General features: G+C 45.2%; 20 protein-coding genes. 13 read left to right on the forward strand and 7 right to left on the reverse strand.

Going from position 1 to position 26,338, the window contains the following annotated elements; translation table 11 throughout:
* Positions 1 to 73 precede the first annotated feature (73 nt).
* The gene (locus D3H65_RS01040) at positions 74 to 1,168 is read right to left on the reverse strand and encodes a DNA topoisomerase IB (RefSeq protein WP_119048480.1); all 1,095 of its coding nucleotides are present in this window, start codon (positions 1,166 to 1,168) and stop codon (positions 74 to 76) included.
* Positions 1,161 to 1,649, reverse strand: a complete 489-nt coding sequence (locus tag D3H65_RS01045) for a low affinity iron permease family protein (protein WP_119048481.1) — start codon at positions 1,647 to 1,649, stop codon at positions 1,161 to 1,163. Before D3H65_RS01045 ends, D3H65_RS01040 begins: the two co-directional genes overlap by 8 nt.
* Before the next feature lie 247 nt (positions 1,650 to 1,896).
* Here D3H65_RS01045 and D3H65_RS01050 point away from each other — a divergent pair, with 247 nt between their 5' ends.
* The 3 genes from D3H65_RS01050 (at position 1,897) to D3H65_RS01060 (ending at position 4,750) form a co-directional block, all read left to right on the forward strand.
* Complete coding sequence (locus tag D3H65_RS01050; RefSeq protein ID WP_162915328.1) at positions 1,897 to 2,397, forward strand: pyridoxamine 5'-phosphate oxidase family protein; 501 nt, start codon at positions 1,897 to 1,899, stop codon at positions 2,395 to 2,397.
* A 94-nt stretch (positions 2,398 to 2,491) separates the two neighbouring features.
* Entirely contained in the window at positions 2,492 to 2,914 is a 423-nt protein-coding gene (locus D3H65_RS01055; protein ID WP_119048483.1) for a hypothetical protein, read from the forward strand.
* A gap of 207 nt (positions 2,915 to 3,121) precedes the next feature.
* Positions 3,122 to 4,750, forward strand: a complete 1,629-nt coding sequence (locus tag D3H65_RS01060) for a hypothetical protein (RefSeq protein ID WP_119048484.1) — start codon at positions 3,122 to 3,124, stop codon at positions 4,748 to 4,750.
* Positions 4,751 to 4,797: 47 nt separating this feature from the next.
* On the opposite strand, the gene D3H65_RS01065 is transcribed toward D3H65_RS01060, so the two are convergent.
* Complete coding sequence (locus D3H65_RS01065; protein WP_119048485.1) at positions 4,798 to 5,883, reverse strand: cytochrome-c peroxidase; 1,086 nt, start codon at positions 5,881 to 5,883, stop codon at positions 4,798 to 4,800.
* Between the two features lie 2 nt (positions 5,884 to 5,885).
* Positions 5,886 to 6,674 carry an MbnP family protein gene (locus D3H65_RS01070; protein ID WP_119048486.1) on the reverse strand — a complete coding sequence of 263 codons (789 nt, stop codon included), beginning with the start codon at positions 6,672 to 6,674 and terminating at the stop codon, positions 5,886 to 5,888.
* 123 nt (positions 6,675 to 6,797) lie between these two features.
* On the opposite strand from D3H65_RS01070, the gene D3H65_RS01075 reads away from it, so the two are divergent.
* From D3H65_RS01075 to D3H65_RS01090, 4 genes are all read left to right on the forward strand, one after another.
* Positions 6,798 to 9,041, forward strand: a complete 2,244-nt coding sequence (locus D3H65_RS01075; protein WP_162915329.1) for a TonB-dependent receptor — start codon at positions 6,798 to 6,800, stop codon at positions 9,039 to 9,041.
* 153 nt (positions 9,042 to 9,194) lie between these two features.
* Complete coding sequence (locus D3H65_RS01080) at positions 9,195 to 9,398, forward strand: hypothetical protein (RefSeq protein WP_162915330.1); 204 nt, start codon at positions 9,195 to 9,197, stop codon at positions 9,396 to 9,398.
* Positions 9,399 to 9,416: 18 nt separating this feature from the next.
* Positions 9,417 to 9,581 (forward strand): DUF1328 family protein, encoded by a 165-nt coding sequence (locus D3H65_RS01085; RefSeq protein WP_119048489.1) that lies wholly within the window; start codon positions 9,417 to 9,419, stop codon positions 9,579 to 9,581.
* A 146-nt stretch (positions 9,582 to 9,727) separates the two neighbouring features.
* Positions 9,728 to 11,677: a KUP/HAK/KT family potassium transporter gene (locus tag D3H65_RS01090; RefSeq protein WP_119048490.1), complete on the forward strand. Its 1,950-nt coding sequence runs from the start codon at positions 9,728 to 9,730 to the stop codon at positions 11,675 to 11,677.
* Positions 11,678 to 11,679: 2 nt separating this feature from the next.
* Here the strand turns inward: D3H65_RS01090 and D3H65_RS01095 are convergent, their stop codons facing one another.
* Both D3H65_RS01095 and D3H65_RS01100 read right to left on the reverse strand, forming a co-directional pair.
* On the reverse strand, positions 11,680 to 11,892 hold the full coding sequence (locus D3H65_RS01095; RefSeq protein ID WP_119048491.1) for a heavy-metal-associated domain-containing protein: 213 nt from the start codon (positions 11,890 to 11,892) through the stop codon (positions 11,680 to 11,682).
* Positions 11,893 to 12,098: 206 nt separating this feature from the next.
* Positions 12,099 to 14,369, reverse strand: a complete 2,271-nt coding sequence (locus tag D3H65_RS01100) for a heavy metal translocating P-type ATPase (RefSeq protein ID WP_119048492.1) — start codon at positions 14,367 to 14,369, stop codon at positions 12,099 to 12,101.
* Positions 14,370 to 14,557: 188 nt separating this feature from the next.
* Between D3H65_RS01100 and D3H65_RS01105 the strand changes: the two genes are divergently transcribed.
* On the forward strand, positions 14,558 to 14,899 hold the full coding sequence (locus tag D3H65_RS01105; RefSeq protein ID WP_162915331.1) for a YciI family protein: 342 nt from the start codon (positions 14,558 to 14,560) through the stop codon (positions 14,897 to 14,899).
* A 2-nt stretch (positions 14,900 to 14,901) separates the two neighbouring features.
* On the opposite strand, the gene D3H65_RS01110 is transcribed toward D3H65_RS01105, so the two are convergent.
* Entirely contained in the window at positions 14,902 to 15,465 is a 564-nt protein-coding gene (locus D3H65_RS01110; protein ID WP_119048494.1) for a helix-turn-helix domain-containing protein, read from the reverse strand.
* A 740-nt stretch (positions 15,466 to 16,205) separates the two neighbouring features.
* Between D3H65_RS01110 and D3H65_RS01115 the strand changes: the two genes are divergently transcribed.
* From D3H65_RS01115 to D3H65_RS01135, 5 genes are all read left to right on the forward strand, one after another.
* Positions 16,206 to 16,811, forward strand: coding sequence for an RNA polymerase sigma factor (locus D3H65_RS01115; protein WP_119048495.1), 606 nt, complete (start codon positions 16,206 to 16,208; stop codon positions 16,809 to 16,811).
* 196 nt (positions 16,812 to 17,007) lie between these two features.
* Positions 17,008 to 18,201 carry a FecR family protein gene (locus D3H65_RS01120; protein WP_162915332.1) on the forward strand — a complete coding sequence of 398 codons (1,194 nt, stop codon included), beginning with the start codon at positions 17,008 to 17,010 and terminating at the stop codon, positions 18,199 to 18,201.
* Positions 18,202 to 18,882: 681 nt separating this feature from the next.
* Positions 18,883 to 22,344 carry a SusC/RagA family TonB-linked outer membrane protein gene (locus D3H65_RS01125; protein WP_162915333.1) on the forward strand — a complete coding sequence of 1,154 codons (3,462 nt, stop codon included), beginning with the start codon at positions 18,883 to 18,885 and terminating at the stop codon, positions 22,342 to 22,344.
* 17 nt (positions 22,345 to 22,361) lie between these two features.
* Positions 22,362 to 23,726 carry a RagB/SusD family nutrient uptake outer membrane protein gene (locus D3H65_RS01130; protein ID WP_162915334.1) on the forward strand — a complete coding sequence of 455 codons (1,365 nt, stop codon included), beginning with the start codon at positions 22,362 to 22,364 and terminating at the stop codon, positions 23,724 to 23,726.
* A 65-nt stretch (positions 23,727 to 23,791) separates the two neighbouring features.
* Entirely contained in the window at positions 23,792 to 26,272 is a 2,481-nt protein-coding gene (locus tag D3H65_RS01135) for a zinc-dependent metalloprotease (RefSeq protein ID WP_119048499.1), read from the forward strand.
* The last annotated feature ends 66 nt before the right edge of the window (positions 26,273 to 26,338 follow it).

Here is a 26,338-nt window from a genome sequence, read left to right on the forward strand (position 1 = left end):
GTTTGCTTCGATAGCAGATCTCTCACTCCGCTGCGCTGCGTTCGAGATGACAAAAGGGAGATCGGACTTCGGTTTACTGAAGGGCTTTCAGGATCTTCATCAACACCTTCTCTTCGGCGGTGTGGCCGGTCTTGTCGTCGGGTTCTTCGAGGGTATCCAACTCCTTCAGGTATTTTTGAAGGTTGTTTTCTTCATACAGCCTTATGATGCCGGGATGTACATAATACTTTTTACATACTGACCGGGTGTTGCCCAATTGAACGCTGACCTCGTCCAGGGCTTCCACTACTTTTTTCCTGCGCCCGGCTTCGGTAAAAGCCTCCCCAATACTCTTGAAGCTATGGAGTATGTTTAACGTGCCTGCCCAGGTACGGAAATCCTTGGCGCTGAATTCAAAGCCGGTTATTTGTTTGATGTAATTGTTCACCATCCCGGAGTCAATGCTTTTTCTGTTGTGATCGGCGTCGTAATACTGGAATAGTTCCTTACCGGGTATATCGCGGCAGGCCTGTACGATCCTGGCCAACCGCTTGTTTTTTACTGATATGGTGTGGTTGATGCCCTTCTTCCCCCGGAAGCTGAACTGGATGGAATGTCCATTTATCGCTACATGTTTGTCTTTTAGGGTAGTAAGGCCATAGGAGCCATACAGCTTTTCATAGCTCTGGCTGCCGGTCCGGATATAGGTCCTTTCCATGAGGCTGACTACGGTAGCCAGCACTTTCTCTTCACAGAGATCTTTGCGGGAAATATCCTTTTCCATTTGTAGTCTCAGCACAGGCAACGCTTTCCCAAATTCATACAGGCGGTGAAACTTGGTTTCGTTCCGTACTGCCTGCCAGGCTGCATGATACCGGTATTGTTTCCTGTTGCGGGCATCCTTGCCGGTGGCCTGCAGGTGGCCATTCTCCAGCGGACATATCCATACGGCTGTCCAGGCTGGCGGAATGGCCAGTTTGCGAATGCGGTCGAGTTGTGCTTTATTCTGTAGCCGTTTGTTTTGGTATAGAAAGGAAAAGCCTTTTCCCTTTTTCAATCTGCTAATGCCAGGCATGGTATCGCTCACATATACCAGGGCGGCTACTTTGGCGGTGCGTTCATAGTCCTGGTCAATGACCAGCATTTGCTGGTGGCTTAAATGGGTGGTATCGACGGCTGTTTCAGGCATGTAATGGTTTCTTTTGGCTTTTTGTTTTTTGCTCGTGGTTTTCATCAGCCTCATCGAGGGAATGGGAACTGTGGAGGTCTTTTTCCTTTTCGGACAGTTCTGACAATTTGGTGTAGTACTTCTTGATCACACTCAGCTCTTCTTCTGTGAGGTCCTCAATATCCACCAGGCGATTGCTGGCTTTTTCATGGCAGGCAATCAATTCATTCAGCTTTAAATGAATAGCGATGGTATCCTTGTTCTGCGTTTGCTGGATGATGAACACCATCAGAAAGGTGATGATGGTGGTGGTGGTATTGATGACCAGCTGCCAGGTATCTGAAAATCCAAATAAAGGCCCGCTTAAAGCCCATCCTATGATCAGTATAAAGGCGAGGATGCTGGCTGTGGGGCTACCGGAGGCGCGGGTGAGTTTAGCGCTGAGCTTATTGAACAGGCGGGGCCACTTCAGGCTTTTTTCTTGGGAACGTTTAGTTGCCATAATCGATAATGTTATAAGCTATCCCATTCAATAAAAAAGCCAGGCCATTTGACGCCTCTTTTCTTTTACTGCCGGGGTGAGAAGAAGAACCTGTAGTTGTATAATGTAGTGTACTGATTCCCCAAACGAGGGGGCGCATTAACCTGTTTTTAATTTGCTTCCCGTCCTTGGGTAACTAGTTCTACAAATTAAGGTTAGCCCTGGTATGGGCATATCGTTTGAAAATACAATGTTAAAATCTACACTTATGCTTAGCGATATACAAGTAGGTTTCTTAAGAGACCGCATCCATGAAATCGGCAGCGCCCTTTTTTCGAATACTGGCAATGCTACTTTTAAGTTACCCACTTCCATTATATCTGTTCTGCGGGTAGATGAAGAAGGGAATATCTGGTTCTTCCTGCACAATCCTGACCTGTTTATAGAGGAGGGCGACAAAGCGTTTCCGGCGCGCCTGGACTTTTACCGAAAAGGCAAGCCCTTTTTCTTACAGGTATCGGGCGAGGCCCTGGTAATCACGGATGCAGCGGAGATCAAGGACCTGACAGGATCTACGGCTTCACCCGTACTCCATTCCTTTTCACGTGTGATGCTTGTAAAAGTACGTGTAGAACATGCTTCCTATTTTGAGCAACGGGAACGCAGGATGAGCCGGCTGCAATCCTGGTGGCACGCTATATGCAAATACCTGTTGCAGGAAAAACCCAGTCTCCGGCCTTATAAGTTACATCCGATGATCCTGGCTTAAGACAAAGTCCGGAAGACGGAAAGTCAGAAAGACCGTAGCCGTAAAAAGCATTGAACCCAAAAACAGACTATACTAACAACTAAAACATCGATCTATGAACTTTATCCTGCCAGAGAACCTGAAGTTTGTAAAACGCTTTATTGAGAAAACCTTTTTCGGTGCATTGAAAGTACATGATACAGAAGAGACACAGGATCGTTTCCTGGTAGAAACAGTATTTGTAGATGCGAACCAGTATTTATGGTGCTGTTGTGCGGAAGAGTTACCGGTAGATCAGCCTAAATTTCCGGTATCGCTGAAGTTCGTAGACAAAGTGAAAGGTGTCTATATGAAAGTAACAGGCATTGCCAACCGGGTACAACCTTCACTTATTCCGGAGAGTGCGGCTGCACTGGACCATGCGATCGACGAACTGACAGGCAACGGCAAACTTACCCTGCTACGGGTAAAGATGACGGAGACTGTTTACTATAAGAAGCAAAACGGCCAGATCAATTTCTACGCCGTTGCCAGCTAAAGAATCCACTTGAAGGAAGTTTTAAAGAAACCACCCTTAGAAAGTGAGATGCGGTCTGATCGTTTTGGGTTGGACCGCATTTTTCATTAGAAGAATACAGAAGACAGCATTTAGAATACAGAATCGCTTGACCAGCAATAGAAGTGAAAAGCGAGTGAGGGACCAGTGACCATAACCCGTTATCAAAACCCATTAAACTGTAAGGGTATGTCAAAAAGAAAAATATTCATCATCATCCTATTGCTCCTGGTAGCCGGGGGAATTGTGACCTGGACTATTTATAAACGCAAGATCGTTAAGGACGGTGTGGCGCAAACGGTGGCCAATAAGACGAATAACCTGTATGGCATACAGACGGGTAAACTGGATATCGATGAGGTGGCCGGGAATCTTACGGTGACGAACCTGCAGCTGAACCCGGATTCGAATGTGTACAATCACCTGGTCAGCATCAATGATGCCCCATCGGTACTGATCCAGATCAATATACCCTCCTTAACCGTAGAAGGCGTAAAAACGCCCAAAGCATTATTGAACAGTGCTATCGATGGCCGCAAAGTGATCATCCACGCTCCCCGTATTGACCTCTTTTTCACGGGTAAGGGCAAGGATTCGCTGAAAACGGTACCGGATAAAGAGGTGTACAGGCAAATACTGGGCAACCTGGAACTGATCAAGATCGATACGCTGTCGGTGGTCAACGCTACGCTGGTGACCCGCGACTGGAAAACGGGGGATATCCGGATGCAGTTTGACAGTGTATCTATCGACCTGCTCCGTATTGCAGTAGACAGCTTGCATGATAAGGATACTACGCGTATTCTCTTTGCGGAACAGGCTGCGGTAAAATGTAAAAAAGCCAGCTGGACGAGTAAAAACAAATTGTACCATTATGAAGTGCGGGATATTGACCTTAACAGCGGGGCCAAACAATTAAGTGTGCACCGGTTTGTGATGGATCCCAGGATGCCGGAACAGAAATTCCTGCAGCAGTTCAAATATGCCAATGACCGGTTTGATATAGACCTGCAGCAGGTAAGGGTCACCAACCTCAACGTACCGCTTCTGTTACGGGAACAGGTAAAGGCTGACTCGCTCATATCGGGTAAGAGCAGCATCCGCATTTACCGTGATCTTTCGTATCCGCATGATAAAAAGAGCCGGGTGGGCACTTATCCGCAGCAAGCGGTCATGAAACTCCCTATGGAAGTGGATATAGGGCAGGCGTTGTTTCATAATTCCTTTATTGAATACAAGGAGCGCAATGGGAAGAGTGAGAAAAGCGGAAAGGTACAGTTTTACAATGCGGGACTCCGGATAACGAATCTAACGAGTTATAAACAGGACATGGCTCAACACCCTATGCGGATGCAGTTCAACGCACAGTTCCTGAACAAGGCGCCTGTTAAAGCTGTAATCAATTTCTATCCGGACAATGGGAAGTTTACGATTGCGGGAGAAATGGGGAGTATGAGTGCCAAAGGGGTTAATGAGCTAACAGAACCTATGGGATTGGCCAAGATCGAAACAGGCACGATCACGAGCCTGCAATTCAATTTTACTGGCAATGATCATGCAGCCGACGGGCACCTCACGGTGCTATACGACGATCTGAAGATTACGCTCCTTAAAAAAGACACTGTAGACAATTCGCTCAGTAAAAAGAAGTTTGCCAGTATGCTGGCCAATATCAAGGTAATGAATGCCAACCCCGGCAAAAATGGGGAAGTGCGCCGGGCTACGGTACATTATGACCGGGATGAAACCAAATCCTTCTTCAACCTGGTATGGAAATCTATTTTTACAGGGGTGAAAGAGTCGGTGGGGATTAAATAGGCGATTGCAGGCTTTTAAAGTAATGCCGGCGGCTTTCCACTGGTCAACTAGTACCTTATACAGGAGGGGCAGATATTCACTTCTGCCAGGCCTTTGTTTTTAAGAAAGGTAGAATCGGTGAGGGTATAAAGAAAGGCTTTGAGTGCTTCCTTATCGGCAGGGGTGAGGGGCAGACCGGTTCTGCCGGAGGGCTGCATCAAGAGGGGATCAATATTGTCGGTAGGCTGTATGTCAATTACGTAATGCTGGAGTACAAAATCGAGGTTCTTGAAACGCCCGTCGTGCATATAAGGTGCGGTGAGGGCTACATTACGCAGGGAGGGTACCTTGAAGCGGTATTTATCGCTTTGCCGGGTAGTGATGCCCATCCGCCCATAGTCCTCGCTGTAAGGATACAATCCATTGTTGCGAAAACTGAAATCGGTAAAGAAGGGTTCTTTGTGGCAAGAGGCGCATTGGGCTTTGAAGACGGCATACCCTTTGGCTTCGGTATCAGTAAAGGTTACGCTGTCTTCTTTGCGCATCACTTTATCATATTTGCTGTTGGCACTTACCATGGCAGCCATGAACTGGCTCAGGGCCTGCATGACGCGGGCGGTAGTGATCTCGCGGTTGCCGAAGGCGGCGCCAAAATAAGTAGGGTAGTAAGGATCCTTGCTGATCTTCTCTACCACATTGGCCATTGATTCACCCATTTCCACATGACTGGTAATGGGTACGAGGGGCTGCAGATCGAGGTCGGGCACACCACCATCCCACATGAAGGCTTTGGCCCAGGCCAGGTTTTGCAGGGCAGGGGCATTGCGTGCGCCCAGGGAATCAAAAATACCGTGGCTCAAACGGTGACCGTGATGGGAAAAAGCGGCTGCCTGGATATGGCAGGTACCACAACTGATGGTGCCATTTTTTGAAAGTATACCATCGTAGAACAATCTTCTACCCAGTTCCACTTTGATCTTCGTGAACTTATTTTTAGAGAAATCATAAACGGGTGCAGGGAAATTGGAAGGCCTTGGAAAAGTACTGTCGGCCAGGGTACTAAAGTAGGTCAACTCATCCTGCTTCAAAAAGCCTGATAAGGTGGCCGCCAGCACCAGGGTCATACAGATATATACAAGGGACCATTTCTTCATGCTTACTTGTTTGGGTAGTCTGTGCCTCCATACGAAAAGGCGGCGGCATAGTTGTCGGCAATGCGGGCGCTTTCGGGTGTAAGCATGATGTGGTGGTGTTTTTTCAGGTCAATACGGTCCAATAGCTGTTGCACGTTAAACCTTATGTGCACAACGGCTTTCTGGTGGTTGCGTACGCGCAGGGGAGCATTGGACGGTAAAGGGAGAGAAATGCGCCTGATATTATTGAGGGTAGGGGTGTTGTAACCACCATACCCGCCAATATGGTATTCAAATTCGCGGAAACCTGTTTTGTCGGCAGGAATAGCCGGAGAGCTGCCTTCCAGTTTAAAGAAAATATAGCCGCTGTTCCAGGTCCAGTACATGCTCTCACTGGCAGCCATATCCCTACCCGGATCGAGCACGCCTGTTCTTTCTTCAATGGGCAGTGTAGAGGTGAGGCTATCCACGCCCACCAGGAAAGAAATGGTCGTATACAGGCCTTCCGGTAGATTGATCGCCAGGGATTTGCTGGAGTCGAGGTGTTGTTTTACCAGGAAGCAGCTTTCTTTTTTGGGAATAATGTATTTATCGCCATTGGCTTTGGTAAGTTCGATATTGCTGATATAGTATTGAAGCAGGGTGACGGTGAAGGGCTCGTTGGCGGTTGTTTTATGGGCGCCTTGACTGTTGGTCAATGACTGGGTGCCCACGCGGTTGTCGAAATGCAGGACTACCTGGGCTGTTGCGCTACAACATACAAGCAGGAGCATGAATGATAAGGACAGGGTACCCAGGGGTTTGATGCGCATCGTGGTTGTGAATTGAGTGGTAAATGTACAGTGTTTTTGTAAAAGGCCCTGCTGCGTGACGAATGGGGCGCAGGCTCCTGTAATTTGATGAATTTTATCGTTATTTCGCAGAAACTGGCTGTCATGCGTTCCTGCTTTGTGTTTTTCCTGTTACTGTGTCCTGTTTTCCTTTTTGCACAAACGAAAGAGTTATCCGGCGTTGTGATGGCTGCAGGCTCTCAATTGCCCGTGGAAGGCGCTACGATATCCCTTCTTCCCGAAGGGAAGCAGGCCATCACGGATGAAAGAGGGCGCTTCTATTTCAGGCAGGTGGGGGACGATGGGCAGCTACTGGTGACAGCTATAGGGCATGATCCGGCCAGGGTCAGCCTGGCTGATTTTATAAAAGCAGGTAATAGGATTACGCTCAAGGCCCGTTCGGTACAGCTGAGCCAGGTGACGGTGTTGGGCGGCGCTGGTGAACAATACAAGCCGATCAGCAAGCTGGATATTAAAATGCGTGGCATCAACAATTCGCAGGAAATATTGCGTATGGTGCCCGGGCTCTTTATTGGCCAGCATGCGGGTGGTGGCAAGGCTGAACAGATATTCCTGCGTGGATTTGACATTGACCATGGTACGGATATCAATATCGGGGTAGATGGTATGCCGGTGAACATGGTCTCTCATGCGCATGGCCAGGGATATGCGGACCTCCATTTTGTGATCCCGGAGCTAATTGACAATGTGACTTTCAAGAAAGGCACCTATTATGCAGAGAAAGGCAATTTCACGACTACGGGTTTTGTAGATTTTAAGACCTTCAATGTGCTGCCCAATAATTCGGTGAAGATGGAAGGGGGGATGTTCAATACGGTGCGTACAGTGGGTATGTTCAACCTGTTGAATGAAAAGACACGCGCCAAAGGGCAATCGGCCTATATCGCTTCTGAGTACATGTATACCAAAGGATATTTTGACAATCCGCAGGATTTTAACCGGGTGAACGTATTTGGTAAATACCAGGGCGCTTTGAACAAACACCACCAACTCAGTTTTTCCGGTTCTTTATTTTCCAGTCAGTGGGATGCCTCGGGGCAAATCCCTGACCGGGCTGTTGACAGTAAACTGATCGGCTGGTATGGGGCCATCGATCCGCATGAAGGCGGCAAAACTTCCCGTGTGAATGCGAATGCGCTGCTGACTACCACGCTGGGGCATGGGGCCTATCTGAAGAACCAGGTATATTATTCCCGGTATCAGTTTGAACTATTCTCCAACTTTACTTTTTTTAAAGAAGATCCCATCAATGGCGACCAGATCAAACAAAGGGAGCAGCGGGACCTGTTTGGTTATAATGGGAGTTACCATAAAACATTCTTTGCCGGCAATACGCAGATCGTTTCAGAGATCGGCGCCCATGTGCGTATAGACAGAACGCATGGCAGTGAATTATCCCGCACGAAAGACCGGACGATGGTTACCAATCCTATGATGCTGGGTGATATTGCAGAAAACAACCTCTCTGGTTACTTGAGTGAGACCTTCCGGTTCAATTCGCTGTTCAGCATCAATGCGGGATTACGGTATGATTATTTTCATGATCAATATACCGATAAGCTGCACGGTGGTACAAAAGGAAAGGCTTCGGCGGATATCCTGAGTCCCAAACTAAGTTTTTACTATCATCCCAGTCCTTTTGCGCAGTTTTACCTGAGCAGCGGAAAAGGTTTTCATTCCAATGATACGCGGGTAGTAGTGCCACAAAACGGGCTTACCATCCTGCCTCCAGCTTATGGTTCGGACCTGGGCACGGTATTGAAGCCGGCCAACAATCTGCTGGTGAACGCCGCCATATGGTACCTGTGGCTGGACCAGGAGTTTGTATATGTAGGGGATGAAGGGGTTGTAGAGCCCAGTGGCAAGAGCAGGCGTTATGGCGCTGATCTTTCGGTGCGTTACCAACCTTTGAGCTGGCTGTATGCTGATGTGGACCTTAACTATTCGCATGGCCGGGCGGCAGACGCTCCCAAAGGCGAAAACTATTTACCGCTGGCGCCGCAGGTCACCTCCATTGGTGGTATTACGGTTAAGACGAAGCCGGGCATTAATGTGTCGCTGCGGTACCGCTATATGGGGGACAGGCCGGCGAATGAGGACAATAGTGTAGTGGCCAATGGTTATTTTATCACGGATGCTTTCGTAGGTTATAACCGCAAAAAATATGAGATCGGACTGGCGATTCAAAACATCTTTGATGTGCGCTGGAAGGAGACGCAGTTTGACACGGAAAGCCGTTTGTACAACGAGGCCGCTCCGGTGTCGGAGATACATTTTACCCCAGGTACTCCCTTCTTTGGGAAGGTGAGTTTTACGTATAATTTTTAGCTTCCCCTAAATGCCGGTAAGGCAGGCAGTTGTGTTGCCTTTTTGGGCAAAATCACGCTATATCGTGGAATTAAATACGCATGATCTGTATAAGCATCAGGCTTTTACACAGGGCATTGTTTTTACCTGTTACAAGGTATGAATATGCAAAGCATGGAAACGATTGAAAGTCCGGAACGCTTAATCAAGCTGAAAGGACCTGGTGTTGGACCTGTAAAGAGGCCTAAGAAGCAAACTGATCAAACGAGTGTAACTGTATTCATGCAAGATGCGGCAGCAGCCCACGAGCCTGTGAAAGCACCATTGCCTTTGTTTATGGAAACACTTTTTAAAGCGCGGGAGTTTGATCCATTGTAAACAATTAAATCTTTTGTTATGTTACGCTGGACAGTAATTTTCTTAATAGTCGCTATTATCGCGGCTATCTTCGGATTTGGTGGCATAGCAGCCGGAGCTGCCGGTATTGCCAAAATCCTGTTCTTTATTTTTATCGTATTATTCCTGTTATCATTGATCATGGGTAGAACGAGGACGCCTTAACAGGTGTTTACCCAACCGTACCTTTCATAATACAATTAAACGGCATCGACCGGGTATTTACCAGTAAAACGGTAAGGGCCTGGTGGGTGCCTTTTTTGTTTACACATTATTCTTTTTATAGTACTTTGGCGCTCTAAATAGTGCATATGAGTTCTACTTCAGCTGCCTCCTTCCATAAACGTATAACGGCGGCAGGTGTATTAATAGCCACGGGTATTGTATTTGGCGATATCGGCACTTCTCCTTTGTACACGTTGAATGCTGTTTTTCATGACCGGGTGATCACGGAGGAGGTGGCATTGGGGGCCTTGTCGGCCATTTTCTGGACCTTGTTTTTCCAAACGACGCTTAAATATGTGATCATTACCCTCCAGGCTGATAATAAAGGGGAAGGCGGGATCTTATCGCTGTATGCGCTCATCCGCCGTTTTTGGGGTAAGTGGTTGCTGATCCCCGCCATGGCAGGCGGCGCCTTCCTGATGGCTGATGGTATCATCACGCCTCCGATCTCGGTAGCTTCAGCGATCGAGGGATTAAGGAAAATAAACCCGGATATCAATACGGTGCCTATTGTGATCGTAATACTGATCGGCTTATTCTGTTTCCAGCAATTTGGCACGGAACGGATCGGGAAGATATTCGGGCCGGTGATGGTGGTCTGGTTTTCCTTTATTGGCATATTGGGGTTAATGGCGATGAGCGGTACGCCCGGTGTGTTGAAAGCGCTCAATCCTTATTATGCGTGGGTGATGTTGAAAGAAGTGCCAGGCGGCTTTTGGTTGCTGGGCAGTATCTTTTTGTGTACCACGGGAGCGGAAGCGCTGTACAGTGATATGGGGCATTGCGGCAGGAACAATATACGGGTGAGCTGGATCTTTATTAAGATCATGCTGATCCTTAGTTATGCAGGTCAAACTGCCTGGCTGCTGCAACATACGGGTGAAACGGTGGGTATTGTAAGCCCTTTCTATCATATTGTTCCGGAAGCTATTTACCTGCCCTCGATCATCATTGTTACGCTGGCTACTATTATTGCCAGCCAGGCATTGATCAGCGGTTGCTTTACGCTCATAAATGAAGCCATCCGGCTGGATATATGGCCAAGGCACCGGGTAGTGTTTCCCGGCAATATCAAGGGGCAGATCTATATACCGTTTATCAACTGGTTTTTGCTGGCAGGTTGCCTGGGGATGGTGTTGCATTTCCGGGAATCGACAGCGATGGAGGCGGCTTTCGGATTGAGTGTCACGCTTACGATGATTATGAGCACGGTGCTGATCAATTTTTACCTGTATGTCAAAAGGGTGCCGGGTATCTGGGTAACGCTGATCACGGCGGTATTCCTGACCATTGAATTCTCTTTCCTGATCGCTAATTTCCAAAAGATCAAAGAGGGAGGGTGGATCACTTTGCTGATCGGCGCAACTCTTTTCCTGGTGATGTATATCTGGCAAAAAGGGCGGGGTATTAAACGTGCACTGACCAAACTGGTGCCTATCGAAAATTATATCGAACTGTTGAAACGATTGAGTATCGATGAAAAGATCCCCAAATATGCTACTAACCTGGTGTACCTCACCAGCTCGGGTTCGGCGCGGAAAGTGGAAAAGACAGCTATTGATTCAATCTTATCCCGGTCGCCCAAACGGGCAGATGTTTACTGGTTTGTGCATGTAAATGTACTGGACGAACCTTACGCACTTCGTTATCATGTAGATACCCTTTTGAAGAATGATGTGTATTTTATAGAATTCAATCTAGGTTTCAGGATTGATCCCCGGATCGACTTTTACTTCAGGCAGGTAGTCAATGACCTGGTGAAAAGCGGCGAAGTAGACGTTTCAGAAAGGTATGAGCAGTATTATCAGGAAAGCGAAGTGGGCGATTTCCGTTTCCTGATACTTGACTCATTCCTATCCTTTGATAATGATATGCCTTTCGGGAAGAACTTCATTATGAAAAGTTACTTCAACCTCAAACTGCTCAGCGTAAAAGAGATGGTGAACTTTGGCCTGGACCCGAGCAATGTGACGATAGAGAAATACCCGGTGGTAGTGACTCCCGTAGAACATGAGCGTTTGAAACGGGAACCCTAGTATTAGTTTAGCTTCTCTGCTTTATAGCCTGCCTTTTCAACCGCTTCTTTGATGAGGTTGTCATTGATCCCTTCGGTGGATACGGTTAGTATTTTGTCCTGTGTTTGCAGGTCTACTGTCCAGTTGTCTACGCCGGCTGCCTTGTTGAGTTCGGGGGTTACTTTGGCTACACAACCGAAACATTTGATGTTGGTCTTAAATTGTATTGTTTTCATCGTTTATCTTTTTAGTATTGTTATTGGTGGTTGACGTTGTAAAATTACTAAGGGAGTCAGGCTCCCTTGTTACAGGATTGTGGCTGGTATTTATATAATTATTAGTTAGCCTTCGGCGGCACCTTTCAATCAGGGTGAGCCGCCCCCGGAGGGCGACCCATCCTTCGACAGCTCAGGGCGACATCGCTCAGGATGACATTCAATCTTCAAAGTTTGGCCAGCTTCAACCGCAGGCTATTGGCCACTACGCTTACAGAACTTAACGCCATGGCTGCTCCGGCAATCATCGGATCTAACAGGAAGCCGTTGATGGGATAGAGCAGGCCAGCCGCAATGGGTATACCTATTACATTATAGATAAAGGCCCAGAAGAGGTTCTGCCGGATGGTTTGTACGGTTTTACGGGACAGCTGCAGGGCTTTCGGAATACTGTTGAGGTCGGAGGTGATCAGGGTCATCTTGGCCACATCCATGGCAATGTCGGCACCCTTGCCCATGGCAATGCTTACATCGGCCTGGGCCAGGGCCTGTGAATCGTTGATGCCATCGCCTACCATGGCTACTATTTTACCGGCCTGTTGTAATTCCTGCACGAAGGCGGCTTTCTGAGAAGGCATTACTTCGGCTTTAAAGGATTTGATACCTACCTGCCGGGCCACTGCTTCGGCGGTGTGCTGGTTGTCGCCGGTAAGCATGTGTACTTCAATACCCTGACGGATCAGTGCTTTAATGGCGTTTTCGGCTGTATCTTTTATTTTATCTGCAATGGCGATGATGGCCAGGAGTTGGCCGTTGCCTGCGAAATAGATGACGGTTTTGGCATCTTCCTGCAAACTGGCGGCTTTGGCAGATAAGCGCTGGTCAATGACTACCTGGTATTCCTGCATTAGTTTTTTGTTGCCTGCCAGCCAGGTCACTCCCTGGAGGATGCCCTTGACGCCCAGGCCGGTGAGGCTTTCAACGGATTGGAATGAAACTGGCTGTGTGCCTGGCTCAATGTATTGCAGGATAGCCTGGGCCAGGGGATGTTCGGATTGTTGTTCCAGGGCGTGCAAAACAGCCTGGTGCCCGGGGCGTTCATTGTGCTGGTTGTTCCAGATAAGGTCGGTAACAATAGGTTTACCTTCTGTGATGGTGCCGGTTTTGTCCAGTATGATGGCATTGACGCTGTGAGCCAGTTCGAGGCTTTCGGCATCCCTGATGAGGATATTGTTTTCTGCACCTTTGCCTACGCCCACCATAATAGCAGTGGGAGTGGCCAGGCCCAAGGCACAGGGACAGGCAATGACGAGTACGGTTACAGATGTAAGTAAGGCATGGGTAAAGGCGTTATCGCCACCCCATATCATCCAGGCAATGAAGGTGAGGATGGATATGCTAATGACCACGGGTACAAAGATGCCGGCAATCTTATCTACGAGCTTTTGTACGGGGGCTTTACTGCCCTGGGCTTCCTGGACCATTTTGATGATCTGTGCCAATAGGGTATCGGCTCCTACTTTTTCGGCCCGGAACTGAAAACTTCCTTTCTGGTTGATGGTGCCGGCAAATACGGGTTCACCTGCTTTCTTCGCCACGGGTATGGGTTCGCCGGTGATCATGCTTTCGTCTACATACGATTCGCCGTTCATAAGCTTACCATCAACAGGTATTTTTTCACCGGGCTTTACCAGTAAAAGATCGTTTACCTGCACCTGTGCTACGGGGATCTCTGTGACGGTTCCCGAAGGGGTGACCAGGAGTACTGTTTTGGGCTGAAGGCCAATTAGTTTTTTAATAGCAGTGGATGTATTGGATTTGGCTTTTTCTTCCAATAGTTTGCCGAGTGATATGAAGGCAATGACTACGGCCGCTGCTTCGAAGTACACATGCGGATGCAAGCCGCGCTGGTGCCAGAAGGCTGGAAAGAGGGTATTAAAGGCGCTGAATAACCAGGCAATACCGGTACTCAATGCCACGAGGGTATCCATGTTGGCTTTGCGGTGGCGGGCTTGCTTCCAGGCGTTGGCGAAAAAGCTGTGGCCGAAATAAAATACGACTGGTGTAGCCAGGATCATCATGATCCAGTTGCCGTAAGGCATGTTCATAAAGAACATACCAATAATGACAATGGGCAGGGAAAGCAGAGAGGTCCAAATGGTCCTTTGTTTTATCTGCAGGTAATGTTTGCGTTGGGCTTCTTCTGTTACTGCATCCTGGTTCTCTTTGTCGATGACGAGGTCATAACCAATAGAACGCACGGTGGCCTGCAATTGCTGGTGTGTGACCAGTGCGGCATCGTAGGATACCCAGGCGGTTTGGTTGGCAAAGTTGACGCCGGCATCTTGTACGCCGGGGACTGATTTAAGCATGGACTCTACACTGATGGCGCAGGCTGCGCAGGTCATGTCGAGTACGGGGAAAGTTTCTTTCTGTATATGGGGAGGGCCTGCTTTGGTTATTGCAGGCGCTTGTTTACCGATTGTTGCTGTAGACATAATCCGATCATTTTTGTAAAGTTAGGACCGGGTGGGAGGGGGATTGTTACATGATTAAGGAGGAGATGTATATAATTGTCGGATTGGAGTTGGATATCCAGGACCCGGGAGTCCCAATATTTGGCTGCATTTGTCCAATTCCGGCCACTCAATCGTTATGGGGTTATAACAATCTAAATGTCAAACTAATGGAAAAGTTTATTCTCTTATTCAGAGGCAGTGATGTCTATGACGCCAACCAATCTCCTGAAGCGCTACAGCTGCTTACGGTAAAGATGCTGGATTGGGTAGGTAATCTTGTTAAAAACGGAAGGCATGTATCCAGTGAGAAGTTGTACCGGTCAGGTGCGCAGGTCAGCGGTACCACAAAGGCTATAAACAATATTGCTTTCGGTGCGGCGAAAGAAGTTGTTGGTGGCTGCACCATTGTGCTGGCAAAAGACATTTCTGAAGCTGTTGAGATTGCCAAAGCCTGTCCTATCCTGGAAACGGATGCCAATATTGAAATAAGGCCTGTTCAAAGTGTTTAAATTCAGACCTTATCGAGGGGAGTGCGTTTGTTTTCTTTTAACTGTTTGAAGTGGGAGGGGGTGAGGCCGGTGATCTTTTTGAACTGCTGGGACAGGTGTTGTACGCTGCTGTAACCCAGTTGGCCGGCGATCTGTCCGAGGCTCAGTTCATCATACATCAATAGTTCTTTGGCCTTTTCGATGCGCTGGAGGATGGCATATTTCTCGATGGTAACGCCTTCTACGGACGAGAAGAGGGTGGTGAGGTAATGGTAATCCAGCTGCAGTTTTTCTTCCAGCAGTACGGACAACTTGAGGGGCATGGCATTGTTGCCGGCATGGTGTATCAATTGGATGATGGTATTCTTTATTTTCTCTACGGTGGTGCTTTTTTTGTTGTCGAGCAGTTCGAAGCCGAGGGCATGGAGGTCTGTCCGCAAGGTTTGTAATTGGAGCGTGGTGGGGGTGTGCGTAAGCTCTACCTCACCACGTTGTATATTGTTATAGGTGAGACCCAGTTTATCCAGTTGTTGCTGTACTACGAGTACGCAGCGATCACAAACCATATTTTTAATGTACAAATGCATGCAGGGGATTTGTGCAAACTTACAACTATGGGGTGGTAAGTATGGGGGTGATGTGTTAAAATGGGATGGAGTAAGGTTTCCAATTCAGGATGGGCTGGTAATAGCAATATAATAGTGGCTGTTTTTGGTGAAAACCGCTCGCTTTTTTCAAGTACGCTATTTATACGGCACATGGTCGGCAGAAGTACGGCAGATCTACGGTTGATCTACGGCTGATGGGTTGTTGAAGGCCGGACTGTCTGCTGCTCTATTCCGGTTATTTCCTGCCCAATATTCTCCTTTCATTATTGGCTGTCTTTTCGTCATCATAGCGCGACAGGGCAAACGTAGCAATAGTAGTCATTGCTACCAAATGTGCCTGTCCGTTGGAGACCGTTTTGTCCGAAATGTCCGAAATGGTTGGATGGAGTGTTGTTGAACTGTGGGGGAGGCTAACTATGATTTTAGGCTATGGCTTCAGGTGTGCTGATCTTTATGAGTGCAGGTAACTGTTGCAGTGGGCCAAGTGCAAGGATTACCGTAATTTACAAAATTTTGTTTATTATAAGTATAAAAATATAAGGGTAAATGTGAAACAGGCATTAAATTTTTTTATCTTGCCAAGCTATTGACAATTAAACCTCCCTGTGTGATATTTGTATCCATTCCACGTTCCTGAATAAGTTGAGAATCCCCTGAACAACAGGCTCCGGGCCTTATTTATGGTATCAATAAACTAACAATCTGGCATCTTAAGGGCTATGCAGAAAGCTATTCATATGTCGCAGGAGGCAGGGGAGGACCTGATCAAGGGAATCCAATCGGGTAATTCGAAGGCGTTTGTGCGGCTGTACGATGATTATTTCTTTTCTATTACTTATTATACAAATGGCATTACGGGAAATTGGTTTGAAGCGGAGAATATTGCTGCAGATACTTTCGAAAAAGTATGGTTGATGCGGGCAAATTTTGCCCGGTTTCCCGATCTGATGGCATTCATATATGTTACCTGCCGTAACAGCGCTTATAATTACCTGAGAACGACCCACCATAAAAATAAAAAGGAGCTTTTCGCCGGCGATCTCCCTATGCTTTCGTTGGAAGACCTGGCAGCAGATGAACTGGACGAAGAAACAGAAAGAGCTATTGTAGAAGTAGAGCTGTTGCGGAAATTGCATGCCGAAATAAGCCTGCTTACGCCAAAGCGTCGCCAGATATTAGAATTGTACATACAAGGGCTGGATATGGCCCAAATTGCTGCAGAAATGGGGCTTTCTGAGGAAGCTGTACGCAATGCTAAATTCAAAGCGTTAAAGCGGCTTCAAAAGAAACTAAAAGACCATCCTATCCTCTTGCTGGTCATATAATTAATAGAAAAATAATACAGAACGTAGCTTGATTATTACTGTAATACAAATTGTATTAAAATAAATACATTTTATCCTCCCCAAAATGGCTAACACAAAATTGAAGAATGTGTTTATTCAGCAGGGAGCACTGTCTCTCAACCGATTTTATTACTAATTCTCAGGAGGCTCGTACATGTTGGAAAAGGCTTATGAAATGCGTGATCTGCTTGCCAGGCACGTAAAAGGTGATTTTTTACGCGAAGATGAGCTATTGCAACTGGACCAATGGTTACAGGCGAATGGCTTTACCCGGGAGAGCCTTACTGATCATTCTCTCCAAGAACTTGCCTTATATACTCAAAAAGCCGCTTTATTTAATCCAGGAAAGAAGCGATTGCCCAAGGTGATCCGGATGCACGTTTTTAGAATGCAGTTTATTCGTATCACAGCGGCAGCTGTTGTGTTGGCCCTCCTTTCATTAGTTGCTTATTGGGGTATAAATAGAAATCCATCAACTCCCAGTCAACCAGTTACTCAACACCAGCCAACTGATATTTCACCGGCTACCTCTCAAGCTATATTAACATTGGCGGATCATTCCACGATCCAATTGGGCGCCACCGGCCAAGATACGGTTGTTTACCAGGATGGTAGTGTGATCCGCCGGACACAGGATGGCCTGGTATACGCTCCTGCAGGTACAAACGAAGCTCCTGATCCACAAAAAAGTATAGGTTTTAATACCTTGACGACGCCGGAAGGCGGGTTTTACCGGGTAACGCTGCCTGATGGTTCTGGTGTATGGCTCAACGCCGCTTCTTCTTTAAAATTCCCTCCATCTTTTAGTGCAGATGAACGTTTGGTAGAACTTACCGGAGAAGGTTTTTTTGACATTCAACGAAAATATATTGCCGGAACTAAGACCCGGATACCTTTTAGGGTTAAAACTGCTCAGGGTATTATTGAGGTTACCGGTACCCGGTTTAATGTAAACGTGTACAATGATGCTGATAACCAGGTGACCACCCTGGTAGAAGGAGCTGTTACGATCCGCTCCAACAGCCACCAAATTCCTGCCTGTCAATTATTGCCGGGCCAAAAGGCGTTGTCGGTACCTGGAAAAGCGATAGTCATCAGTCCTGCTAATATAGCAGCAGCCACCGGTTGGATGAAAGGTTGGTTTACGTTTGAAAAGGCTGGTATTAAAGAGGCTATGCAGCAAATCGCCCGATGGTATGGGGTGGAGATTAAATATGGGCCAGGCATGCCTGGCGGCCCCGTTATAGATGGATCAGTTGAACGCACAATACCTTTATCAAACCTGTTAACCCAGTTGGAAGCAACTATTGGAGAAAACCTCCAGTTCCGGATGGAAGGCAAAGTTGTATTTGTTTCAGTCCGGAAATAATATAGACCACTGGTGCTTAAGCTTTATCCCTTGAATAAGATTTTCTGAGTTTGCTTGCATTAAAATACCCGTTTAAAGGTTAAACCCCTGGCAGGAGGATTATTAAAACTGTAGTTTCCTATTTTCCAGAGAGTCGGGGGCCTCCTTTTTCCCTTGGTATTTTATTTACACGAGTCAGATCTAAACTAAACATACGATGAAGCAACTTTCTGTTTATTATTCATGCCGGCTCTCCCAACCAAAGGCCCGCAAACAATCATTTTCGCTAAGTATTAGTCAATTAATACTGAACAATCATGAGCCCACCTACTCCCATTAAGGAGCACTTCAATACCATCAAATCTTTCCTTGAAACACTTTCCTTTTATTTTTCTCAGCACTATTCAAAAACTCTAATACCTGTAAGTGCCCTTCGATTGCCTTTCCTGCTTTTCAACGGTTTGTCTAAGCCGTGTCAAAGGCCGGAGACCTGGTAAAGAAAAAGATGGGAGTGTTACGAGCACCCCCACCGCGCCGCTGGTGCGGCTAACAGGTTATCCGATGAAAAAATAATGGTCCTTATTATTCACGTTTAACCCGTTCAAAGTTATGACATTTAGCTCTGATCGCGGGGGCTATAGCTTATTGTCCCTGCCCAACAGCCAACGCCATGGCAAAAGGCTAACTAAACTGCTATTGGTTATGAAACTGACTATGATCTTATTGACAGTAACCTGTCTTCATGCAGCTGCCAGGACCCAGGGGCAGGTTACTTATTCCGGCAGGGAAGTGCCGTTGGTAAAAGTGTTTGCGGCGATTGAGGCGCAGACGGATTATAGGTTTGCTTATAATCCAGGGGTGCTTTCGGGAGTTGCGCCGGTGACGGTGGAGTTCCGAAATTTGACGCTGGAGGAAGCTGTGAAGCAGGCTTTGAAAAACCAGCCACTACAGTTTAAGATTATTAATAAAACCGTTTTTATTTCTCAAAAAAGTGATAATAAAAGTTTTCCTGTACAAAACGAATTATTTAAACGGATTGATGTAAAGGGGAAAGTTTTGAATAACCAGAATGGTCCTATTGCAGGAGCGACGATAAGCGTAAAAGGGGAATCCATGGCTACTTCAAGTGATGAGAATGGGGCCTTTATTTTAACTGACGTGGACGAAAATGCCACATTAGTGATCACTAACGTAAACTATGAAACACGCGAGTATAAACTGAATGGGAAGACGGATGTTTTAATTGAATTGGCAATCCGGACTTCTACTTTGTCTGAAGTAAATGTGACTATTAATTCAGGATATCAAAAAGTAAGCAAAGCGAGATATGTCGGCTCTGTTACAACAGTTGATAGTGCTTTGTTTAATAGAAAAGTGGGTACTGATATCATTTCAAGATTGGATGGGGTTGCCAACGGGGTTTTATTCGATAAGCGAAGCGATAGTCGAATCCAGATCCGGGGTATAAGCACACTTACTGGCACTAATATGAATCCCCTCATTATATTGGATAATTTCCCTTTTAATGGAACATTATCGAATATTAATCCTAATGATGTGGAAGAGATTCATATACTGAAGGATGCTGCTGCTGCGTCCATTTGGGGTGCCAAGGCCGGTAACGGAGTGATTGTTATCACTTCGAAGAAGGGGAAATACAATCAGTCTACAAGGATTGATTTTAACTCGAATGTTACCATTCAACAAAAGCCCGATCTGCATTATTTTGACCAGATAAGTACCTCTGATTTTATTGATCTGGAGAAGTTCTTATTTGATAAAGGTTTGTACAATAATGATCTGAATAATACCTCCAGCCGCCCTGTAATTTCACCGGTGGTGGAAATCCTTAATAAGGAGAAAAAGGGATTAATATCGTCAGCAGAAGCTGCCAGTCAAATCAACAAATTGCGGAATATCGATATAAGGAATGAGATCGAATCAAAAATTTACAGGCCTGCAGTAAATGTTCAAAATTACCTGAGCATTGCAGGGGGATCATCCATGGCTAATTACCAAGTATCGCTGGGTTATGACAAAAATACGCCTAATGTTAATGGACCTGGAAACTATCAGCGGTATACCCTAAATAGTTCAACAAGTGTTCGTCCAGCCAGCTTTGTCGAGTTAAATTTAGGCCTTAATGTTTCTCAGGCTGAGACGCGGACGAGTTCTTTCAGTCCCCAGCTTAATCCTGGAAGTGGCAAGTCGCAGATTTATCCCTACGCTCAACTTGAGGAGAATGGGCAGCATCTGGCCTTGCCACGTGACAGGCGCCTGGCCTACGTTGATACTGTGGGGAAATTATTAGACTGGCACTATAGGCCAATGGATGAAATTAATTTGGAGAATAACAGGCTCCGAACGCAAAATGTCATATTAAATTTCGGTACGACATTCAAATTTACCAAATGGTTAACAGGTGATATTAAATATCAATTTGCCCAGCAAAATATCACTGGCCGGAACCTGCAAAGTGCGCAATCGTATTTTACCCGAAATTTGATTAATTCATATACACAAAAAAATACCTACAAGCAAATTATCCCTGTAGGAGACATTCTTGACAAGTCGTATAACGAACTTACAGGCCATTTTTTCAGAGGTCAATTATCGTTCATAAAATCCTTTAATAGCAGACACCACTTCAATGCGCTGGTTGCAGCCGAAATCAGCGACAATAAAAATAATTCTTCCTCAGTGCGGTTTTATGGGTATGATGATGAAGTTTCGACTTATGCTACAGCTCTTGATTATGCTACAGCCTATCCTTTGTTTGCTGGTGGCTCTGCCCGCATACCAAATCCGAATTATACAGGGGATGGCTTGAGCAGAAACCGTACAGCTTCTTTTTTGGGGAATCTCTCTTATACTTACCTAGATAGATATACCTTGTATGCCAGTGCCAGAAGAGATGGTTCTAATCTATTTGGTGTAAGAACTAATAACAAATGGAAGCCACTTTGGTCTGTTGGCGCCAGTTGGGATATTATCAAAGAATCCTTTTTTCAATCGGAAATCATTTCTAATTTGAAATTAAGGGCGTCTTATGGTTATACTGGTAATAGTAATAATAATATACCAGCGATCACAACCTTCGGTTATCTTGATATTAATCCGTATACGAACCTCCCTTATGCTGTAGTAAACCAACCTCCGAATCCTGATCTAAGATGGGAAGAGGTTGGTATTGTAAACCTGGGATTGGATTTTTCCGTCCTTAAAAACCGCATTTCAGGAACGTTTGAATGGTTTACTAAAAAATCAAAGGATGTAATTGCTCCTTTCCCGCTTGACCCTACTGTCGGAAATAATGTTTTTAATTTTATCAATAAAAATGCTGCTAATTTAAGAACGCGAGGTTTTGATCTTAGCCTAATGTCAAGGAACCTGGAAGGTAAGATTTCCTGGAATACAGTATTAAATTTCAGTTATGCAAAGACGATAGTTACAAAGTATTATCAGAATCAACAACTTGGTATCCCTGCTCAGCCACCTTCTATTGGTATAAATCCAATAGAAGGACAAGTTGCCTGGGGACTATATTCCTACAAGTGGGGTGGGTTGGATCCTGCGACTGGAAATCCGCAAGGTTATTTAAACAAGGGGCTTAGTACAGATTATGTTAAGATATTGAATGATTCATTGAAGAACCATGTATTTCATGGAAGTGCGGTTCCTTTGTATTTTGGTAACCTGATGAATAATCTTTCATTTAAAGGTTTTGCTTTGTCCTTTAATATCACCTACAGATTTGATTACTATTATATGAAAAATTCCTTAAGTTATTCATCCTTGTATACATGGGCTCTTCCCGGCAGCAATGAGTTTGCTGAACGATGGAAACAGCCGGGGGATGAATTGAAGACGAATGTGCCATCTATTTCCTACCCAGCTAATGCAAACAGGGATAAGTTTTATGCCCAGTCAGAAATAAATGTGCGTCGAGGTGATAATATCAGACTGAGCGATGTGCGGGTTTCCTATTCATGGAATACAGTTAATAAGTGGCTGCCTATCAAAGGGGTTCAGGTATATTGTTATTTGAATAATCTGAACTGGATGATATGGAAAGCCAGCGATCTTAAATATGATCCTGATTTCAACATGAATGCCATACCTCCGGCAAAGAGTGGCGCTGTAGGTTGTAGTTTCAATTTTTGATGATTAAACCGTGTACAATGACTTTATCAATAAATAAATCTTTTTTTTATCTGTTAATTATAACCGGATTGATGAGTTCCAGTTGTGAAAAATACCTGGATGTAAAACCTGTCAAAACAGTGGTTGTACCCACTAAGTTGAAGGATTTACAAGCGCTGATGGATAACTATGATATTATAAATCAGAAGTATCCCGCCTTATTGGAATTGCCTTCTGATGATTATTATATTAGTTCGACAGACTGGAATGCAGCCTGGATAACAGAGCGTTTAAATTATGTGTGGGACAAGGATGTAACCTATCTCGCAAGTTATAAGTATGTATACCAGATTGTTAACTTTGCGAACGTTGTTCTGGATGAATTGGAGAGTGGTAAATTTGACCAGTTTAAGTCAGATCCCGAGTATCAAAATATTAAGGGACAAGCACTTTTTTGCAGGTCATTTGCTTTCTACCACCTAGCCCAGTTGTATTGTAAACCTTATGGTCCGACTGCCGGAGACGATCTTGGAATTATCTTAAGAATTGTTCCGGACATTGAGCAAAAGTCTGTTCGTTCAACTGTAAAGCAGACGTATGATCAGATCATTGGCGACTTAAAAATGGCTATAGAGCTGCTTCCAAGTACTGCCTTAGCTAAATCGAGGCCTAACAAAGCTGCTGCCAACGGCGCCTTGGCAAGAACTTATCTTTCGATGAGAGATTATGAAAATGCCGGGAAATATGCTGATGCCTGTTTGAAAGAAAACGGAGCATTGATGGATTACAATCAACTCGATATTAATGCATTTCCACCCATTGAGCGTTTCAATGTGGAAACAGTCTATTATTGTTACATGGATTATATCAGCCTGTTCTTTGATCCGTCGGGCAAAATTGATACGACATTGTATGCGAGTTATGATGCAAAGGATTTAAGAAAGTCAATTTTTTTCTTTGAGAATGGAGATGGAACGCAGAGCTACAAGGGTAGCTACGATGGCACTTCCTATTATGGAACACTTTTTAACGGTATTGCTACAGACGAAATGTACCTGATCCGCGCAGAGTCTTATGCAAGGGCCGGCAATACCGCTGCTGCTTTGACAGATCTGAACAAGTTATTAGAAAAAAGATGGAAAAAGAATGAGTTTACACCTGTAAATGCCGGATCGCCAACTGCGGCCTTGGATCTGATTCTTGAGCACCGCAGGAAAGAGTTGGTATTTAGGGGGTTACGATGGACGGATATACGGCGGTTAAATTTGGAAGGTAGAAATATTACGTTGAAAAGAATAATTGACGGAACGTCCTATGTATTGCCTCCCAATGATCTTCGAGCGGTAATGCTATTTCCTCAGGAGGTGATTGATCTATCTGGTATATCTCAAAACCCGAGATAGTCTTATGTCCCTAAAGGGCAGAAGATGTGATGTAGTAATTGTTGAGTCACAAATTTGTTTTTCATATGACCGTTATAAGAAATGCATTTTATTGCCTGGTTTTGCTGGTGATTGTTTCCTGCCAGGAGAGCCGTTCTGTTGCAAATGGGCAACGACCAGTTACTGCGATGGGAAAGACTGTTATAAAGGACAGTTTAAAAACTTTTTTAAAGGCAAGTGCCGTTGCTGATGAAGGGGTTTTTACCATCTACCGTGACAGCGCCCATTATTATTTCGAAATTAAGGATTCCTTACTGAACAGAGATTTCCTGGTGGTGAATAGGGTAAGCCAGGCTCCTGCTATGGGGCCGGAACCTTCATCCAGAAGGTGGCTGTATGCAGGGGACATAATCGGCGAGCAAGTGATACGTTTTGAAAAAGGCCCGAACAACAAATTGTTTTTAAAGAAAGTATATTTTGAGGAAATGTCCCGGGATTCTTCCGAGAACGGACTTTTCGAGGCTGTTTCGAAATCCAGTTTCCTGCCCATAGTTTATTCATTTGATATTAAGGATACTGGGCGTCATGGCGGGATGCTGATAGATGTTACAGATGTTCTTTCTGCCGATAATGATATTTTCTTTTTCTCGTCGGGGATGAAGAAGTTAATTCGTTTAGGAGGATTGGAAAGGGATAGATCTTATATCAGTAAGGTCAGTTCTTTCCCGTTAAATGTAGAAATTAAAGCTGTTAAGACCTATGCAGGAGTAGACGGTGGAACCACCAGCTACGAACTGAATAGTTCGATCGTTATCCTGCCTGAGAGGCCGATGATCCCGAGGTATTCTGATGCACGTATAGGTTATTTTGTGGCCAACTTTTATGATTATGACCTGAAGAAGCAAAGTGTTAATAAATCTAACATCATCACCAGGTGGCGCCTGGAAGTGAAGGATGGTGATTGGGACAAATACAAGGCTGGTATTCTGGTAGAACCAAAGAAGCCCATTGTTTTTTACATTGACCCTACAACCCCTAAAAAATGGGTGCCATACCTCATTCAAGGTGTTAATGATTGGCAAAGAGCCTTTGAAAAGGCTGGGTTTAAAAATGCTATTTATGCTTTGGAAGCTCCTGTAAATGATGAGGAATGGAGTATTGAGGATGCCAGGCATAATGCCATTGTATATAAGCCATCTACGACTATGAATGCCAGTGGCCCGCATGTGCATGATCCCCGTTCAGGAGAAATTATTGAAAGCCATATCAACTGGTATCATAATGTACTAAAATTACTCAGGAATTGGTATTTTATCCAGGCTTCGGCTATAGATCCTCAGGCAAGGTTTATGGAATTTTCCGATACATTAATGGGTAATCTTATCCGGTTTGTTTCGTCTCATGAGGTTGGGCATACGCTGGGACTTATGCATAACTTCGGCGCCTCTTCCACTGTGCCGGTAGATAGCTTGAGAAATAAAAAATGGGTGGAAAAGAATGGGCATACGCCATCGATCATGGATTATGCACGTTTCAATTATGTAGCTCAACCTGAAGATTCAATCGGAGAAGCAGGTATATTTCCCCGTATAGGAAAATATGACGAGTGGGCTATTGAGTGGGGGTACAGGCAAATGCCGGCTCTAACTGAAAAGCAGGAAATTGATTCCTTAAACAAATGGATTGTAACAAAGGTAGACAGTGATCCCAAGCTGTACTTTGGGTATGAAACTGATGAGTTTAATCCCAAAGCTCAGTCTGAAGACCTGGGTGATAATGCCATGCAGGCCAACCGATATGGCATAGAAAACCTGAAGCGCATTGCTAAAAACCTGGTTTCCTGGACCACTAAAGGGAATGAAAATTACGATGATTTGGCAGAGTTATATCCTGAACTTATTGCTCAATACAAACGGTATTTATTTCATGTGGCTACCTATATAGGCGGGCAAGTCCATTATCAAAGAAGCCCGAGTCAACCCGGGCCGCGAAAGGTGTTTGTACCCATGCAAAAACAACAAGAGGCTTTGGCTTTCCTGAAAGACCAAATCTTTTCTACTCCACAGTGGCTTGTTGATGTAGATAAGGGGGTATTCCCATTAATTGGAGGCGCCGGATTTGGTAATGTCAGTAAAATTCAAGCAGATGTATTGGAGAAAATTATGTCGCATGCCATCTTTTGTAATTTATTATGGGCGCAATCTAACACTAGAGAGAGAGGATATTCCCTGGATAATTACCTGGCCGATTTGAGAGGCATTATCTGGAGTGAGTTAAAAAGTAATAAACCCATTGATATGTACCGACGCAATTTGCAAAAATTGTATGTTGAAAGGTTATCGATTTTAATCAACTTTAAAACATCGGCTAATAGATTTGAAGCTAATGGCCCATTTAGTCAAACAAGCATAAGTACTGATATTCTTTCCATTCTAAAAGGTGAGGTACGGGCATTGCGTAGTGAGATTGGTATTTCCAGGAACAAGGCCACTGACAAGCTAAGTAAGCTACACCTGATAGATTTGTGGGAGAGATTAGGAACCATAATTGACGACGGGTCGAAATAATTATCTTTCTTATTGAATAAAAAAGTGTACCAATTCAACTGAATTGATACACTTTTTATTTTGAAG

Source organism: Paraflavitalea soli (assembly GCF_003555545.1).
GTDB lineage: Bacteria > Bacteroidota > Bacteroidia > Chitinophagales > Chitinophagaceae > Paraflavitalea > Paraflavitalea soli.

Excerpts from the sequence above, each read along its gene's own strand:
- D3H65_RS01040 (WP_119048480.1), bottom strand. The coding sequence starts at position 1,168 with ATGCCTGAAACAGCCGTCGATACCACCCATTTAAGCCACCAGCAAATG.
- D3H65_RS01045 (WP_119048481.1), bottom strand. The coding sequence starts at position 1,649 with ATGGCAACTAAACGTTCCCAAGAAAAAAGCCTGAAGTGGCCCCGCCTG.
- D3H65_RS01050 (WP_162915328.1), top strand. The coding sequence starts at position 1,897 with ATGCTTAGCGATATACAAGTAGGTTTCTTAAGAGACCGCATCCATGAA.
- D3H65_RS01055 (WP_119048483.1), top strand. The coding sequence starts at position 2,492 with ATGAACTTTATCCTGCCAGAGAACCTGAAGTTTGTAAAACGCTTTATT.
- D3H65_RS01060 (WP_119048484.1), top strand. The coding sequence starts at position 3,122 with ATGTCAAAAAGAAAAATATTCATCATCATCCTATTGCTCCTGGTAGCC.
- D3H65_RS01065 (WP_119048485.1), bottom strand. The coding sequence starts at position 5,883 with ATGAAGAAATGGTCCCTTGTATATATCTGTATGACCCTGGTGCTGGCG.
- D3H65_RS01070 (WP_119048486.1), bottom strand. The coding sequence starts at position 6,674 with ATGCGCATCAAACCCCTGGGTACCCTGTCCTTATCATTCATGCTCCTG.
- D3H65_RS01075 (WP_162915329.1), top strand. The coding sequence starts at position 6,798 with ATGCGTTCCTGCTTTGTGTTTTTCCTGTTACTGTGTCCTGTTTTCCTT.
- D3H65_RS01080 (WP_162915330.1), top strand. The coding sequence starts at position 9,195 with ATGGAAACGATTGAAAGTCCGGAACGCTTAATCAAGCTGAAAGGACCT.
- D3H65_RS01085 (WP_119048489.1), top strand. The coding sequence starts at position 9,417 with ATGTTACGCTGGACAGTAATTTTCTTAATAGTCGCTATTATCGCGGCT.
- D3H65_RS01090 (WP_119048490.1), top strand. The coding sequence starts at position 9,728 with ATGAGTTCTACTTCAGCTGCCTCCTTCCATAAACGTATAACGGCGGCA.
- D3H65_RS01095 (WP_119048491.1), bottom strand. The coding sequence starts at position 11,892 with ATGAAAACAATACAATTTAAGACCAACATCAAATGTTTCGGTTGTGTA.
- D3H65_RS01100 (WP_119048492.1), bottom strand. The coding sequence starts at position 14,369 with ATGTCTACAGCAACAATCGGTAAACAAGCGCCTGCAATAACCAAAGCA.
- D3H65_RS01105 (WP_162915331.1), top strand. The coding sequence starts at position 14,558 with ATGGAAAAGTTTATTCTCTTATTCAGAGGCAGTGATGTCTATGACGCC.
- D3H65_RS01110 (WP_119048494.1), bottom strand. The coding sequence starts at position 15,465 with ATGCATTTGTACATTAAAAATATGGTTTGTGATCGCTGCGTACTCGTA.
- D3H65_RS01115 (WP_119048495.1), top strand. The coding sequence starts at position 16,206 with ATGCAGAAAGCTATTCATATGTCGCAGGAGGCAGGGGAGGACCTGATC.
- D3H65_RS01120 (WP_162915332.1), top strand. The coding sequence starts at position 17,008 with ATGCGTGATCTGCTTGCCAGGCACGTAAAAGGTGATTTTTTACGCGAA.
- D3H65_RS01125 (WP_162915333.1), top strand. The coding sequence starts at position 18,883 with ATGAAACTGACTATGATCTTATTGACAGTAACCTGTCTTCATGCAGCT.
- D3H65_RS01130 (WP_162915334.1), top strand. The coding sequence starts at position 22,362 with ATGACTTTATCAATAAATAAATCTTTTTTTTATCTGTTAATTATAACC.
- D3H65_RS01135 (WP_119048499.1), top strand. The coding sequence starts at position 23,792 with ATGACCGTTATAAGAAATGCATTTTATTGCCTGGTTTTGCTGGTGATT.